Raw genomic sequence first — 14385 nt, forward strand, 5'->3', positions numbered from 1 at the left:
TCATGGGCCACCGACCGTCGCCCTGGGGAGTCGCCCTGCCGCCTGAGACGCGCGCCACACTCCGGAAGGTCGTCATAAAAAGTGTGCCAAGCGCGCACAAACTCGACCGTCCGCCCAGGTGCAGAGCCCACCGGGGACGCCTCGACGGAGGACCGCGTGCGGGTGCCGGAGCGACCTGGTAGACCCGTGGCATGAGCACCGACCCGCACCGTGCCGACGACCTCAACCAGTCCGACATCGCCTCGGCCCGGCTCTCACCGCGCCGCGACGACGACGAGGAGCGCGGAGACGTCCTGACGGGCGGCGACGCCACGAAGGCGCCGCACTCGTTGTCGGAGACCGAGCGCCGCCCGATGGAGGGGGCGTCCTCGGGGACCTCGTGGGACGACCCCGACGAGCTCTGAGCAGGTCCCGGCGGCAGCGGGCCACCGCGAGCCACCGCGAGCCACCGCGAGCCGCGCACCGGCCGGTCCGCGTGCTGCGCCCGACGGGCGGCAGCGCTCAGTCCAGTCGCGGGAGGCGCGCCGCGTCGACCGGCAGGATGCGCGGCATGCCGGCGGGGGCGACCGCGCTGAGCGCGAGGTAGCGCGCCTCCGCGCGGTGGAGGCGGATGTGCTCGTCGACGGTCCAGTCCGGACCGTTGGTGAGGACCATCCCGCAGGAGCACTCGATCGTCACGCGGCCCGCCGGGCTCTCGCGCACCTGTCCGGTCGTGACGTGCGCAGCGCGCGCGCCCGCCTTCGCCCGGCGCATCGAGGCGCTGACCGGCTCGGGAAGGTCGGCGTGGTGGGCGCCGCGCCCGGAGCCGGGGTCGTCGAGGGACGGGGGAGCGAGTTCCACGGGACGAGCCTAGACGCCCGCGGTGCGGGCGGTCGGTGCGTCCTCCTCGACGTCGTCGTGCGAGTGGGCCAGGCCGAGGGCGTGCGCCCGCTCGTGCTCGCGCTCCGCGGCCTCGCGGGCGGCGATGCGCGCGCGGACCTCCTCGCGGCGCAGGGGCGGGACCGTCGGTGGCGGCTGGCGTCGCTCGGGGAGCTCCTCGAGCAGGCGCGCGACGATCTCCTGGATGTCGGACACGGCGCGCTCGAACGGCTCCTGGGTCGCGGCGCTCGTGCGCTGGATCCCGGTCACCTTGCGGACGAACTGACGGGCGGCGGCCTCGACCTCCTCCTCCGTCGCCGGGGGGACGAGGCCGCGCAGGGTCGTGATGTTCCGGCACATGCTCTCGACCGTACGCCGGGCCGCGCCGCCCGGGGAAGGGCGCGCGCGGGAGACTACGGGGGTGGACCCGATCGCCCGCCTCCTCGCCGCACCGCCCGACCTGCCGGTGGGGGGCCACCTCGCCGAGGTCGTCGCCGGCGTCCGCGAGGCGGGTGCGGTCGTCGTGCAGGCGCCGCCGGGCACCGGCAAGACGACGCTCGTCCCGCCGGCCCTGGCAGCCGCGCTGGAGGGGCGCGTCGTCGTCACGCAGCCCCGCCGGCTCGCCGCGCGCGCCGCGGCGCGGCGGCTCGCGTCCCTGCTGGGCGAGGAGCTCGGCGGCACGGTCGGGTACACCGTGCGCGGGGAGTCGCGCACGTCGCGGCGCACCCGGGTCGAGATCGTCACGACCGGCACCCTCGTGCGCAGGCTCCAGCGCGACCCCGAGCTGCCCGGCGTGGCCGGCGTCGTCCTGGACGAGGTGCACGAGCGCCACCTGGAGGACGACCTGGCGCTCGCTCTCCTGGCCGACGTGCGCGAGAACCTGCGCGACGACCTCGCCCTCGTCGCGATGTCCGCGACCGTCGAGGCCGGGCGCACCGCGCGGGCGCTCGCAGGTGCGGCGGGCGACGTCCCGGTCGTCCGGGTGGCGGGCGCGCTCTACCCCGTCGACGTCGTCTGGTGCCCCGCGCGGGGCCCGCGCACCGATGCGCTGGGGACGGCGCGCGCGTTCTGCGACCACGTCGTCGCGACGACCCGACGGGCGCTCGCGGAGCGCACGGGCGACGTGCTGGTGTTCGTGCCGGGCGCGCGCGAGGTCGACCTCGTGTCCCGCGGCCTCGCGGGCGTGGACGCCGACGTGCGCCCGCTGCACGGTCGCCTGCCCCCGCGCGAGCAGGACCGGGCGCTCGAGCCGGGGCCGCGGCGCCGGGTCGTGGTCTCGACGGCGGTCGCGGAGTCGTCGATCACCGTGCCGGGCGTGCGCGTCGTCGTCGACGCCGGGCTGGCGCGCGAGCCGCGCACCGACGTGCGCCGCGGGCTGCCCGGCCTCGTCACGGTCGCGGTCAGCCGGGCGGGTGCGGAGCAGCGTGCCGGCCGGGCGGGACGTGAGGGACCAGGAGCGGTGTACCGGTGCTGGTCGGAGGGTGATCACGCGCGTCTCGCACGGCACCCGGAGCCCGAGATCCGGACCGCGGACCTCACCGGGTTCGCGCTCGAGCTCGCGTGCTGGGGCAGTCCCGACGGCGCCGGGCTGGCCCTCCTGGACCCGCCTCCCGCGGCCGCGCTCGCCGCGGCGCGCGAGGTGCTGCACGGGCTGGGCGCCGTCGGTCCCGACGGTGTGACGCCCCTCGGGCGCCGCATCGCCGCGGTCCCGGCCGACCCGCGTCGTGCGCGGGCCTTGCTCGACGCCGTCCCCGAGGTCGGCGTGCGGCGTGCGGCGGAGGTCGTCGCGCTGCTCTCGGAGGACGTCCGAGCGCCGGGCGCGGACCTGCCCGCAGCGCTGCGCGGGCTGCGCCGCGGCGGACCCGGGTCCGGTGCCTGGGCGGCCCAGCGTGACCGGCTCGAGCGCGTCGCGCGGGACGCGACGGGCGGCGCCTCGGACGGGCGGCGGGCGATCGCCGGGGACGGCCCGTCCCTGCCCGACGACGCCGCGGTCGGTCACGTCGTCGCGCTCGCGCACCCGGACCGGGTCGCGCGCCTGCGGCCCGGCGGAGAGTCGTACCTCATGGTGTCGGGGGCCGGGGCCAGGCTCCCCGCGGGCTCACCGCTGCAGGGCACCTCCTGGCTCGCGGTCGCTGACGTGGACCGGGCGGCGGGCCGCGCGGACGCCGTGGTGGGGTCCGCGGCGCCCGTGGACGAGTCCACGGCGCGCGCCGCGGCCGCCGGCGAGCTCCGGACGACGGGTGTCGTCGAGTGGGGCTCGGGCCGGGTGCGCTCCTCGCGCGTGACGTCGCTCGGCGCGATCGAGCTCGTGCGCGAGCCGTGGCGCGACCCGCCGACGGACGTGGTGGTCGCGGCGGTGCGCGACGGGCTGCGCCGGGACGGTCTCGACTCGCTCCGCTGGACCGAGGCGGCGGTCCGCCTGCGGGACCGGCTCCGCTTCCTGCACCGCGCGGTGGGGGAACCGTGGCCGGACGTCGGGAACGACGCGCTCCTCGACGGTCTCGACGCCTGGCTCGGTCCCGACCTGCGTGTGGTCGCCCGCGGACAGGGAGTGGACCTGGCGGGCGCGGTGCGTCGGCTCCTGCCGTGGCCCGAGGCGGCGCGCCTCGACGAGCTCGCGCCCGAGCGGCTCGAGGTGCCGAGCGGCTCGCGGGTGGCCGTGAGCTACGCCGAGGACCAGCCGGTGCTCGCGGTGCGGCTCCAGGAGACGTTCGGCTGGACGCGCACCCCGCGCGTCGCGGGCGGTCGCGTGCCGGTGCTCCTGCACCTGCTCTCGCCGGCGGGCCGTCCGGCCGCGGTCACGGCCGACCTGGAGTCGTTCTGGGCCCAGGGCTACCCGCAGGTGCGCGCCGAGCTGCGCGGTCGGTACCCCAAGCACGCGTGGCCCGAGGACCCCGCGACGGCGGCACCGCTGCGCGGCACGGCGCGACCACGACGTCGCGACTGACCGCTCTCCGGACCGACGCCGACGAGGTGGCGGACCGGGTCGCCCACGCTCACGCGAACCGGGCGGACACCGCGATCGACCCGCCGACGTCGAGCCGCACGTCCGCGAGCCGCAGGCCCGCCGGCAGCTCGGCCGCGAGGTCGATGCGCCGGCCCTGCGCCTCCTCGACGTGCCTGCGCGCCGCGAGCAGCGCTGCCGCGACCACCGGGTTGCGGCTCGTCAGGCTCAGCTCCCGCACGGTGAGCACCATCGCCGCGTCGACCTCGACGACGGCCTTCGCGTGGATGCTCGCCGACAGGATGCCCTTGCGGACCCGGGCGAACCCGGCGCCCCGGGCGGAGCGTGGGCCCGTCGACTCGATCTCGACGTCGAACGAGGAGAGGCTGAGGCCGCCCATCGTGCGGAGCGGCTCCTCGATCAGCCGGCGCGCGGTCTCGACGAGCGCGTCCTGCGGTGCGGCGACACGCACGTGCCCGAGGAGCGGCGCGTCGTCGTCCGGCTCCACCAGCTCGACGCCGAGCGACCCGTCCGCGCCCTCGACCCAGCGGAACGGCACGTCCAGCGCCTCCAGCGCGACGTCGACCGGGACGCCCTCGACCGTGACGGGGTGCGCGTCGACGCGCACGCGGCGCAGCACGCCGTCCTCGCGTGCGGCCGTGCTCGTCGACGCGCCGTCAGGCGCCGGAACTACGGGCTCGCCGGTGGGCGTGGTGCCCGTGGCGGAGGTCGTCGGCCGGACGACCACACCGCTGAGGTCGACGTCGAGGGTCGGGACGTCCGGTCCGTCGACGGTCGCGCTCACGCTCAGCCGGTCGAGGTGCTCGACCGAGCCCTCGCTCAGGTCGCCCGCGACCACCTCGACGAGCGCGGAACGCACCCTCGCGGCCAGCTCGGCGCCCGTCGCCGGGCGGGGCGCCCGGCCGAGCGGCAGGACGTCGGGCCGGTCGTCGGTGCTGGTGTCCTCGGCGGTGCGGTCGTGGGCCATGGCGGTGAGCGTAGCGGGCTCGGGTGACGCCGGATCGGCACGTCGCGGCCAGGGGTGGCCCGACCTCACGACGACGCCGGACCTCACGACGACGGGCCGCCCCGGAATCCTCCGGAACGGCCCGCGTCGGTGACGTGGTGGGCGATACTGGGATCGAACCAGTGACCTCTTCCGTGTCAGGGAAGCGCGCTACCGCTGCGCCAATCGCCCGAGTGGCAGCCCCGAGGAACGCTCCGGGGTTGCTGCTCGCGAGGTGGAGATGGGATTCGAACCCACGTATACGGCTTTGCAGGCCGCTGCCTCGCCTCTCGGCCACTCCACCGTGAGACACGTCTCTCTCTCGCTCTCGAGAGAGCCGGTCTGAGAGTGGGCCTCCGAGCGGATGACGGGATTCGAACCCGCGACCCTCACCTTGGCAAGGTGATGCTCTACCACTGAGCCACATCCGCGCGGCCGGACCTTCGGAGGATGTCGATCGGGACTCGAAGATCGAGAGATCGTGCGTCCCCGGCGTTCCGGCGCGTCCCACATACTAGCCGACTTTCGGCCGAGATCCCGCATCCGGGCGGCTCGTCGGTGTGCGGTGAGCCACGGGGGAGCGCGCACGCTCCGGGGTGCACGAAAGGCCGCCCCGGAGCGTGCCGGGACGGCCTTTGGTGTCGTGCTGGTGGGCGATACTGGGATCGAACCAGTGACCTCTTCCGTGTCAGGGAAGCGCGCTACCGCTGCGCCAATCGCCCAAGGGTCGTGCAGGTGGTGCTGGTACTGCGTGTGAGGTGGAGATGGGATTCGAACCCACGTATACGGCTTTGCAGGCCGCTGCCTCGCCTCTCGGCCACTCCACCGCGACCTGCTCCGACGCCCCCGAGGGGCCGTCGAGAGTGGGCCTCCGAGCGGATGACGGGATTCGAACCCGCGACCCTCACCTTGGCAAGGTGATGCTCTACCACTGAGCCACATCCGCGCGGCCGGACCGTTCTGGGAGCCGCTCGACCTCTCGATCGTGCGTCCCCGGCGTTCCGGCGCGTCCCAGACATTAGTCGACCGGAGCGCCCGACGTCCAACCGGCGTCCGGCGTGCCGCCGGCGGGCCGAGAGCCGGGGGCGACGCGGCGGCCGAGGCCATGGGTAGCGTGGGCCCGTGCCAGGACCTGGGAGGACGCCCGTCGGGGCGGGAGCCGCGCGGTTCGCCGGCCGCGCTGCGCGCGGCGTGGTCGAGTGCGTCGACGTGCGGCGTGCGCCGGAGCGGCTGCGCTCCGAGGGGCCCTGGTTCGTCGTCGCCGACTTCGACGCGCTCGGCGACGGTGGGCGGGTGCGCGCGTGGCGCTTCGCCGAGCCCGTCGACCCCGACGACGCGACCTGGTCCGCCGGAGCGTCGGTGTGGCAGGGGCCCGCGCCGAGCTCGTGGACGAGCTCGCTGGGCCGCCAGGCGTACGAGAGCGCGGTCGCGCACGTGCGCGGGGAGGTGCGCGAGGGCGAGGTCTACCAGGCGAACGTGTGCCGTGTGCTCAGCGCACCTCTCGTGCCCGACGCCGGAGGTGAGCCGGACGCGCAGGCGCTCGCCCGGCGTCTGGCCCGCGGCAACCCGGCCCCGCACGGCGGCATGGTGCACGTCCCGGCGAGCAGCGGCGTCGACCCGGTGTGGGTCGTCAGCGCGTCCCCGGAGCTGTTCCTGGAGCTCCGCGACGGGGTGCTCACGTCGGGGCCGATCAAGGGCACCGCGCCCACCGCGGACGGCCTCACCGCGAAGGACCGGGCCGAGAACGTCATGATCACCGACCTCGTGCGCAACGACCTCCAGCGCGTGTGCGATCCCGGCACGGTCGAGGTCACGGACCTGCTCGCGGTCGAGGAGCACCCCGGGCTCGTGCACCTCGTGAGCCGCGTCGCGGGCCGGGTGCGCGACGACGTGCTCGCCGCCCCCGACCGGTGGGGGCGCGTGCTCGACGCGACGTTCCCGCCGGCGTCGGTCTCCGGGGCGCCGAAGTCCTCCGCGCTGCGCGTCATCGCCGCCCTCGAGACGGCACCCCGCGGCCCGTACTGTGGTGCGGTCGGGTGGGTCGACGGCGACGACGCCGTGCTCGCCGTCGGGATTCGGACGTTCTGGTGGTCGGACGGTGTCCTGCGGTTCGGGACGGGCGCCGGGATCACCTGGGGGAGCGACCCCGCGCGCGAGTGGGAGGAGACCGAGCTCAAGGCACGCCGCCTCGTCGGGCTCGCCTCCGGCACACTGGAACCATGACGCAGCCGTTGCCGACGCCCGGAGCCCCGACCGCACCGCCCGAGAACCTCGTCGTGTGGACGGGTGGCCGGCTCGTCGCTCCCGGGGACGAGGCGCTCAGCGCGGTCGACCACGGCATCACCGTCGGCGACGGCGTCTTCGAGACGTGCGCGGTGTTCGACGACCAGGCGTTCGCCCTCACGCGGCACCTGCGTCGCCTTGCGCGGTCCGCCGCGGGCCTCGGCCTCGACGCACCGGACGACGCCCTCGTGCGCGACGCCGTCGCGCAGGTCCTCGACGAGGCGCGCACCCGGGCGGCGGGCGGCGCGGGCGCGGTCGGTCGGCTGCGCATCACGGTCACGGCGGGCATCGGACCGCTCGGCTCGGGCCGCACGCCCGGCGCGCAGACGGTCGTCGTCGCGGCCGGGCCCGCCACGATCGTGCCGCGCGGACGCGCCGTGCGCTCACCCTGGACGCGCAACGAGCGCTCGGCCGTCGTTGGGCTCAAGACGACGTCGTACGCCGAGAACGTCGTCGCGCTCGCCGACGCCGTCGCGAAGGGCGGCGACGAGGCCCTGCTCGCGAACACCCGCGGCGAGCTGTGCGAGGGGACGGGCGCCAACGTCTTCGTCGAGCGCGACGGCGAGCTCGTCACGCCGCTGCTCTCGACGGGGTGCCTCGCGGGCATCACGCGCGAGCTGCTCCTCGAGTGGGCCGCGGAGGACGGGCTGCCCGTGCGCGAGGCGCTCCCGGGCGAGCTGCCGTTCGACGTGCTGGACGAGGTGACGGACGGCCGTGCCGGGCTGCTGCTTACCGGGTCCGTGCGCAACGTGCAGCCCGTCGCGTGGCTCGACGGCGTCGAGGTGGAGGCGGGGACGGTGTCGCTTGCGGCCCGGGAACTGTTCGAGCGCAGGCGGCGCGAGCGCCTCGATCCGTGACCCGTCCCGTGCGCCTTCCCGTGACCTTTCGTGCCGGTTTCTCGATCCGGTCCGGTTCAGGCTAGTATCGACCTCGCACTCGGGCGATTGGCGCAGTGGTAGCGCGCTTCGTTCACACCGAAGAGGTCACTGGTTCGAACCCAGTATCGCCCACCCGAGATGAGAGGCCCCCGGGCTGGCGGAGACGCCGGCCCGGGGGCCTTTGTCGTGGAATCGCCAAGGGCCCCGATGCACAGGAACCGGCGCTTGTGTGCTCGCTCACTCTTCCTGGAGTCCCACGGTGCCGGGCCCGCATGCGGCATGTGCCTGCACCACAGGAGGTGCAAGAAGCACGAGAGGAAGGCTCCGGCGCCGCCAGACTAGTGCGATGTGGTCCTGGGCCGGGCGTCTGGTTCGCGAGCCGAGGACTCGGTGGCCAGAAGCCCGCGGGTGGCGTCGATGAGTGCCGGCGCATCACATACGGCCGCGAGCAGGTCGGCGTACTGCAGGAGGAGGTGTCGCAGCCTTTCCAACTCGTTCCTCAGGCTGGCACTGTGCTCCCAGCTGGTCTCGTGGTCAACCACCGAGACGTCGGGCGGGCGTGAGTCTTCCCACCGTTGTAGCTCGGGATGCCAACGAGCGAGCACCGGGCGAACTGCGCCGTTGAGCAGCCAGACGGCAAGGTAGCCGAACCGGTAGTCACCCTCGCGACGCGGCGGCTTGGCAACGGTGGGACCGTACCGCCGAAGGATGTCGCGTGTGACTCCGAACAGTTGGTAGAGAGATCTCAGCGCCTCCCGGAGGATTCCCTCTCCCGGCTGCATCGGCGCTACCGCGATGCGTGTGACGAGCTCGACGTAGAGCTCCCAGGCGGCGTCGCGCTCGGCGTTGTCAGGCGCCCACGTGCCGGAGAGCCTCGCGGGACCCCAACCCAGTTCGACCCCGACCTCCTTGACCGGCATACGCTCAGTCTCCCGCAGGCACGCGATGACGCCAAGTGCACTGGTCTTCATTCGAACTCAGACCCATCGGCTGTCCAACCCGAGCAACCGGCGCTCGTTGGGGGTGAGGGTGCGACCTGCGCGAAGGGCAGCGAGCCGGCGCCAGGAAGAGACGTCGGCATCGATGAGCGTGAGAGGTCCCCCTGGCGCCGCGACGGCGAGGTGACGCCCCCAGGGGTCGAACGCCATGCGGTGCACGGGGGCGTCGGCCACCTGCAGCCGGGCCGTGACGTTACCGTTGAGCGCGTCCACGAGCACCAGGAGGCCACCGCCAGTCACACCGGCCAGCATGTCGCCAGCGGCGGTGAAGACCAGTTCGGCCATCTGCGGTAGGACCGCGGACCACACGTCGACCTGCGCCTCGATGTCGCGAAGGGTCAAGACGCCATGGGAGCTGCTCACTGCGAGCCGAGTGCCGTCGGTGGTTACCGCGGCCGTGAAACTCGCGGGGCCCTCTTGCTCCACCTCGGCGACAACGATTCCGTCTGCCGTCACCGCCAGACCCCATCGGCCGGTCAGCTGCTCGACTCGCAACCGGGGTCCGGCTAGGGCAGTGACGGCCTCGTGGAGAACTTCGTCCGTGGGAACGTCATGGACGGTCGCGGTGCCATCCAACGCTCGTATCTCGAGGTGCTGCGCATCGAGGAACCGTAACGCCATCGCGTCCGGCGGAGCGATAACGGCGACCTCGATCCAGCTTGCGACATCCCACACCGACACCTTGGCAGGTCCCGTGGGGAAAGAGATGCATGCCAGGAGCGAGCCGTCGGGGGAGAACGAGACGTCCAGTGCTGCCTGGACGACAGAAGGAACGTCGACAGCGTGCGGCTGCAACACTCGGCACAGAGTGCTTGGTCGGGATTGGTGGAGTTCGCACCGGGACCCGCTCAGCGCGGCGACCCAGTGACCATCGGGACCCACAAGCAGCCGCGTCACCGACCGACCGACGAGCGGGTGAGTGCGATCCGGCGGGCCGCCAGTTTCGAGGTCGAAGACGACCAGGCTGCCGCTGGCAGCGATCGCGAGCCAGCGCCCTTCTGGACTCAGGGCAGCCGCGTCGATGAACCCGCGCCTCGACTGCACGAATGACTCATCGTCCGAGCCGAACGAATGCACCTGTATCCCGCCGCCGTCGAGTTGGCACTGCACCCAGCGCTCGCTGTCCGTGGCGAACGCGACCGGTCCCGGACGAGCGAGCGGCATGAAGGACCGCACTCTTGTCAGCTCCCACGAGGTCAGGTCGAGCTGGTAAAGAGCCGCCCACGCAAAGATATCGAGGAGGTCCCCAGAAAAGCGCAGAAGGTGCACGCTGACGAAGCCGTCGTACTCGTGGATCCCTGTGGGTGCGAACACCTTCACCATCCCCGAGGACGCAGCGGCGACTACGTCCGCCAGCGGGTGCAGCGCAATCTCGTCGATCGCCTGGGGACCCCACGTCCACTGATGCGCAAGGCCCAGCCGTCCTCGTAACTCCACACGTCCGTCGGCAAAGCCGACCGCGAATCTGTCTCCGGTGGCGTCGTCGGCGATAGCGGTGACGGACAGGGCGCGCCCTGACACCCAGACATCTCGCCGCTCGGGGCCACACCAGCGCTCGACAGTCCCGTCGGTCCGCCCGACGAGGAACGAGCCGGACTCTGCCGCGTGCGAGACGGCGCTGACCGCCACGTCAGCGCCGAGCAGCAGCGTCAAGCTGCTCGTTGCCTCCAGCGCTGACGAGAGGACCCGCCGGGTGTGGGGGCTGTCATCAAGTTCTGAAGCAGTGGTGGCGAGCAGGAGGTTGAGGTCCGCGGGGGTGTCGACTCCGCCGCCCGCGCTGGCTGCGAGACGGTGCGCAAGTCCTCGACGGTGCTCGCCACGGTGTCGTGACTCGAGAACCGCCCTCGGGACGCCGTCGATCGTCGCAGCCAAGTCGGCAACGGCGGCGGCGAAGCGTACGTCGGCCGGGTCGAATCCGTCGGCCGTCCAGGTGAGAGAAACCCACTTCGGCTGGGCACGGAACGCCCTGCGAAGACTTTCGGGCAGCGTGGAGAGTTCGCCGAAGCGCCCTTGCGACTGATCCCATCCGAGCGTTCCCTCGCCCAGCACCAGCAGGAGTTGATCGGTCCCGCGCCTCGCAATCCAGTGCTCGAGCTCTTGTCGAACCCACATCGAGGCGACCGCCCGTGGTGATGCGATGAACACCAGGAACCGTGAGCGGTCGAGGTGAGTCAGCAGATCAGCAGCGAGGTCCGATGTCGCGGGCTGGTCCGCGACATCACGGAAGACATCACGGGCGCGCGGCTCGTCCCATCGCCTGCCGTACTCCTCGAGTCCGAGTTCCAGGGCGGCGCCGAGTTGCGCGCTGCCCAGCGTCGAGTACGAGATAAAGGCGTCGTGCCAGACACCGTCCGCCCCGCTCATGCGGACCAGCATCCACCAGAACTCTCGCGAGCGCACCGCCGAGCATTCGCACCGACAACAGCGGCGCAATCGGGGGCTGCATTCCTTCCTCACGCTCGATCGTCCGGCAATTGCCAGTGCGATCAACGTGTTCGTTGCGGAGACGGCGCGGTCGGCATGGTCGCGACACCGTGTGTGCATCCGCTGCTGCGGGTGGCACGTCCGTACGGTTGTGAATGCCGAGACCAGGCCGAGCGTGCGGTCAGATGGAGACGTGCCGGTCACGTCGACGATGGGCGCGCGGGCCGCATGACCTGCCCGCGCGCCGAGCCGTGGGGAGGTGGAGGTCAGGCCGTCGGGGCGAGGACGCCGTCGAGCACGCCGGGGAGGTCCGCGACGCTGTCCAGGACGTGCGTGTGCGGCGCGGCCTCCAGGACCGCGCGCGGCACGCCGCCGCTGAGGACGCCGACCACGATCCCCGCGCCCGCGTTGGTGCCGGCCTCGAGGTCCAGGACGGTGTCCCCGACCGTGAGCACGCGGCGGACGTCGGTGACGCCGGTGCGCTCCATCGCTCGATGCACCATGTAGGGCGCCGGGCGCCCCGCGGGCACGTCGTCCGTCGTCACGACGGCGTCCACGACGCCGTCCCGCCAGCCGAGACGCTCGAGCAGGAGCCCGGTCACGTCGGCCGAGAAGCCCGTCGTGAGGGCGATGCGCGCACCGAGCCCGCGGAGCGCCGCGAACGTGTCGAGCACGCCGGGCATGGGGACGGGCGGGTTCGCGTCGTACGCCTCGCCCAGCAGGCGCTCGAAGTCGACGAAGGTGTCCTCGACGGCGGACGCGTCGCCGCCGAGCTCGAGCAGGGCGCGGATGGCGGTGCGCTTGTCCGCGCCCATCCAGCGAGCGACGTCGGGGACGGTCGCGGTGCTGCCGTGCCGGCGCACGGCGTCGTGCAGCGCGCGGTAGACGGCGCTGCCCTCCTCGACGGTGGTGCCGGCGACGTCCAGGGCGGCGAGAGCGATCACGGTGTGGTTCCTTCCGAGAGGTGCTGAGGTGCTGAGGTGCTGTGGTGGTGCGGCTGGTGTGCGGTGGGTTCAGGCGCCCGCGGTGACGTGCTCGAGTCCCGCGCGGTCGAGCACGTCGACGGCGAGGCCGAGGCCCGTCGTCATGCCGATGCCCGTGGTGAGCGTCGCGACGTGGACGCCCGGCTCCGGCTCGACGAGCAGGACCTCCCGGTCGGGCGCGGTCGCGTACGTGCCCTGCCAGCGCTCGACGACGCGCAGGTCGTCGCGGCCGAGCAGGTCGGCCGCGAGGCGCAGGAGGACGTCGTATCCGGCCTCGTCCTGGAACACGGGCGCGTCGACGTCGCGCACGTGCGTGTCGCCGAGGATCAGCGTCCCGTCCTCCTGCGGCGTGGTCATGAGGTTGACGTCCCAGGCGGCGCCGTCGGGGTCCGCCGCCGCGAGCTCGGCGGCGACGTCGGCCGCCGAGGGGCACGCCGCGAGCGCCGCGTACCGGACCGTCGACCAGCCGGTGAGGAGCGGCGTCGTGAGCGGTACCGGGGTCCCGGGCCGGACCCGCAGCATGTGCAGGCGGCACCTGCGGAGACCGGCCTCGACGGCGACGTCGGGCAGCAGGCGGTCCAGGTCGTGGTGCGTCGCGACGACGACGAGGTCGGCGGCCAGCGGGCCGCGCGTCGTCTCGACGCGTCCGGTCGACACCGCACGCGCCGCGGTGCGCCACAGGAACCGCACGCCGCGGGCCTCGAGCCACGCGGCGAGCGCCGGTGCGGCGGTCCGTGGGTTTACCTGCAGGTCGAGCGGCAGGAACGCACCGCCCACGACGGCGTCCGCCCGGACGGGCAGGGCCGCCCGGGCACGGTCGGCGTCGAGGAGGCGGACCTCGTCGTCGCCGCGCTGCTCGGCGAGCTCGGCGAGCAGGCGCAGCTCGGCGGACGTCCGGGCGACGACGTGCGTCCCCGTCCGCGCGACCCGGAAGCCCGCGGCCTCGCCGAGGGCCAGCCAGCGATCGCGCGCGGCGAGCGCGTAGGCCCTGGCCTGACCGGCCTGCGCCGCGACGCAGACGTGGCCGAAGTTCTGGACGGACGAGCCGACGACGCCCGCCGCCTGCTCGACCACGGTCACGCGGTGGCCGCGCCGATACGCCTCGGCGGCGACACCGAGGCCGACGACGCCCGCGCCGACCACGACGACGTGGCCGCCGGCGTGCCGCGCGCGGCGCTGCTCCGGGGGGCTCGTGCTCACGCTCGTGCTCATGGTGTCCTCTCCGTGCCGCGGGTGCTGTTCACCTGCGGGCCATCCGGTCCGGGTACGGTCCGCCCGTGACCAGGTCGACCGAGATCGTGCGTGTGCTCTCCGACGAGCTGTCCCGGCTCCCGCCCGGGAGCCGTGTCGCGTCGGAGGCGGACGTCGGGAGCAGGTTCGGCGTCGGCCGCGCGGCCGCGCGCGCGGCGCTCGAGGAGCTCGAGCGCCGGATGCTCGTGAGCCGCATCCAGGGTGTCGGCACGTTCACGCGGCGTCGGGTCGACTACCTCGTCGCGCCGGGCCGTGCCCCGTCGTGGAGCCGGACCCTGCGGGAGGCCGGTGCGACGCCGCGCGCCGTCGTCCTCGCGTGCGACGAGGTGCCGCTGCCTGACGACGTCGCCGCAGCGCTCGGCTGCGAGCCGGGGACGCCGGGGTTCCGCCTGGTGCGCCGGTCGTTCATCGACGGGATGCCCGCGGCCTGGGGCGTGGAGTGGCTCACGACGAGCCTGGTGCCGGAGCTGCCCGCGGCCCTGCGGCACGAGGAGTCGCTGGACGCGATCCTGCGCTCGACGGCTCGCGTGCTGCCGGAGCGCGCCTGGACGCGCGCCAGCATGGAGTCCGCCCCCGAGGAGGCGAGCACGGGCCTCGGCTGCCGGCCGGGCGACCCGGCGTGGCTCATCGCGAGCCTCGCGCGGGACGCCGTCGACGGGCGACCGCTGCTGTCGACCGAGCGGTGGGTGCGCGCGGACGCGGTGCGGGTCGTCGTCGAGCTCGGCGAGGGCTGAGACCGCGGGAGCCGGCGGGGCGGGCG

General features: G+C 74.0%; 12 protein-coding genes and 7 tRNA genes. 6 read left to right on the top strand and 13 right to left on the bottom strand.

Translation table 11 applies throughout. From position 1 onward, the window contains the following. Nucleotides 1-191: 191 nt before the first annotated feature. Nucleotides 192-404 carry a hypothetical protein gene (locus V5D56_RS13320; RefSeq protein WP_435735789.1) on the top strand — a complete coding sequence of 71 codons (213 nt, stop codon included), beginning with the start codon at nucleotides 192-194 and terminating at the stop codon, nucleotides 402-404. Nucleotides 405-501: 97 nt separating this feature from the next. Here the strand turns inward: V5D56_RS13320 and V5D56_RS13325 are convergent, their stop codons facing one another. Together V5D56_RS13325 and V5D56_RS13330 are read right to left on the bottom strand one after the other, a co-directional pair. Further along, nucleotides 502-840: a hypothetical protein gene (locus V5D56_RS13325; protein WP_435735790.1), complete on the bottom strand. Its 339-nt coding sequence runs from the start codon at nucleotides 838-840 to the stop codon at nucleotides 502-504. A gap of 9 nt (nucleotides 841-849) precedes the next feature. Next, nucleotides 850-1218, bottom strand: coding sequence for a DUF2277 domain-containing protein (locus V5D56_RS13330; protein WP_435735791.1), 369 nt, complete (start codon nucleotides 1216-1218; stop codon nucleotides 850-852). Nucleotides 1219-1279: 61 nt separating this feature from the next. Between V5D56_RS13330 and hrpB the strand changes: the two genes are divergently transcribed. Next, nucleotides 1280-3805: an ATP-dependent helicase HrpB gene (hrpB, locus tag V5D56_RS13335; RefSeq protein ID WP_435735792.1), complete on the top strand. Its 2526-nt coding sequence runs from the start codon at nucleotides 1280-1282 to the stop codon at nucleotides 3803-3805. Nucleotides 3806-3854: 49 nt separating this feature from the next. Here the strand turns inward: hrpB and V5D56_RS13340 are convergent, their stop codons facing one another. The 7 genes from V5D56_RS13340 to V5D56_RS13370 all read right to left on the bottom strand — a co-directional run bounded on the left by V5D56_RS13340 (nucleotide 3855) and on the right by V5D56_RS13370 (nucleotide 5754). After that, entirely contained in the window at nucleotides 3855-4790 is a 936-nt protein-coding gene (locus V5D56_RS13340) for a hypothetical protein (RefSeq protein WP_435735793.1), read from the bottom strand. 135 nt (nucleotides 4791-4925) lie between these two features. After that, a tRNA-Val gene (locus tag V5D56_RS13345) sits at nucleotides 4926-5000 on the bottom strand. A gap of 41 nt (nucleotides 5001-5041) precedes the next feature. Continuing rightward, nucleotides 5042-5112: transfer RNA gene (locus tag V5D56_RS13350), tRNA-Cys, on the bottom strand. A gap of 55 nt (nucleotides 5113-5167) precedes the next feature. Further along, nucleotides 5168-5239: transfer RNA gene (locus V5D56_RS13355), tRNA-Gly, on the bottom strand. A 216-nt stretch (nucleotides 5240-5455) separates the two neighbouring features. Further along, nucleotides 5456-5530: transfer RNA gene (locus V5D56_RS13360), tRNA-Val, on the bottom strand. A gap of 34 nt (nucleotides 5531-5564) precedes the next feature. Beyond that, nucleotides 5565-5635: transfer RNA gene (locus V5D56_RS13365), tRNA-Cys, on the bottom strand. A 47-nt stretch (nucleotides 5636-5682) separates the two neighbouring features. Beyond that, nucleotides 5683-5754: transfer RNA gene (locus V5D56_RS13370), tRNA-Gly, on the bottom strand. A gap of 176 nt (nucleotides 5755-5930) precedes the next feature. On the opposite strand from V5D56_RS13370, the gene V5D56_RS13375 reads away from it, so the two are divergent. From V5D56_RS13375 to V5D56_RS13385, 3 genes are all read left to right on the top strand, one after another. After that, nucleotides 5931-7031: a chorismate-binding protein gene (locus V5D56_RS13375; RefSeq protein ID WP_435735794.1), complete on the top strand. Its 1101-nt coding sequence runs from the start codon at nucleotides 5931-5933 to the stop codon at nucleotides 7029-7031. Further along, on the top strand, nucleotides 7028-7948 hold the full coding sequence (locus tag V5D56_RS13380; RefSeq protein WP_435735795.1) for an aminotransferase class IV: 921 nt from the start codon (nucleotides 7028-7030) through the stop codon (nucleotides 7946-7948). The genes V5D56_RS13375 and V5D56_RS13380 overlap by 4 nt, the downstream gene beginning before the upstream one ends. 81 nt (nucleotides 7949-8029) lie before the next feature. Continuing rightward, nucleotides 8030-8101 (top strand) — tRNA-Val (locus tag V5D56_RS13385). 206 nt (nucleotides 8102-8307) lie between these two features. On the opposite strand, the gene V5D56_RS13390 is transcribed toward V5D56_RS13385, so the two are convergent. The 4 genes from V5D56_RS13390 to V5D56_RS13405 form a co-directional block, all read right to left on the bottom strand. Beyond that, nucleotides 8308-8889, bottom strand: a complete 582-nt coding sequence (locus V5D56_RS13390; protein ID WP_435735796.1) for a hypothetical protein — start codon at nucleotides 8887-8889, stop codon at nucleotides 8308-8310. A 57-nt stretch (nucleotides 8890-8946) separates the two neighbouring features. Continuing rightward, nucleotides 8947-11331, bottom strand: a complete 2385-nt coding sequence (locus tag V5D56_RS13395) for a hypothetical protein (RefSeq protein ID WP_435735797.1) — start codon at nucleotides 11329-11331, stop codon at nucleotides 8947-8949. A 326-nt stretch (nucleotides 11332-11657) separates the two neighbouring features. Further along, nucleotides 11658-12335, bottom strand: a complete 678-nt coding sequence (locus V5D56_RS13400; RefSeq protein ID WP_435735798.1) for a phosphonatase-like hydrolase — start codon at nucleotides 12333-12335, stop codon at nucleotides 11658-11660. Nucleotides 12336-12404: 69 nt separating this feature from the next. Then, entirely contained in the window at nucleotides 12405-13586 is a 1182-nt protein-coding gene (locus V5D56_RS13405) for a TIGR03364 family FAD-dependent oxidoreductase (protein WP_435735799.1), read from the bottom strand. Nucleotides 13587-13651: 65 nt separating this feature from the next. On the opposite strand from V5D56_RS13405, the gene V5D56_RS13410 reads away from it, so the two are divergent. Further along, complete coding sequence (locus V5D56_RS13410) at nucleotides 13652-14359, top strand: GntR family transcriptional regulator (RefSeq protein WP_435735800.1); 708 nt, start codon at nucleotides 13652-13654, stop codon at nucleotides 14357-14359. Nucleotides 14360-14385 lie beyond the last annotated feature (26 nt).

This window comes from Cellulosimicrobium sp. PMB13 (assembly GCF_051294865.1).
Taxonomy (GTDB): Bacteria; Actinomycetota; Actinomycetes; order Actinomycetales; family Cellulomonadaceae; genus Cellulosimicrobium.

Bases quoted from the DNA above. Each gene is read 5' to 3' on its own strand.
- V5D56_RS13380 (WP_435735795.1), top strand. From the start codon at position 7,028: ATGACGCAGCCGTTGCCGACGCCCGGAGCCCCGACCGCACCGCCCGAG.
- V5D56_RS13395 (WP_435735797.1), bottom strand. From the start codon at position 11,331: ATGAGCGGGGCGGACGGTGTCTGGCACGACGCCTTTATCTCGTACTCG.
- V5D56_RS13390 (WP_435735796.1), bottom strand. From the start codon at position 8,889: ATGCCGGTCAAGGAGGTCGGGGTCGAACTGGGTTGGGGTCCCGCGAGG.
- V5D56_RS13405 (WP_435735799.1), bottom strand. From the start codon at position 13,586: ATGAGCACGAGCGTGAGCACGAGCCCCCCGGAGCAGCGCCGCGCGCGG.
- V5D56_RS13330 (WP_435735791.1), bottom strand. From the start codon at position 1,218: ATGTGCCGGAACATCACGACCCTGCGCGGCCTCGTCCCCCCGGCGACG.
- V5D56_RS13320 (WP_435735789.1), top strand. From the start codon at position 192: ATGAGCACCGACCCGCACCGTGCCGACGACCTCAACCAGTCCGACATC.
- V5D56_RS13340 (WP_435735793.1), bottom strand. From the start codon at position 4,790: ATGGCCCACGACCGCACCGCCGAGGACACCAGCACCGACGACCGGCCC.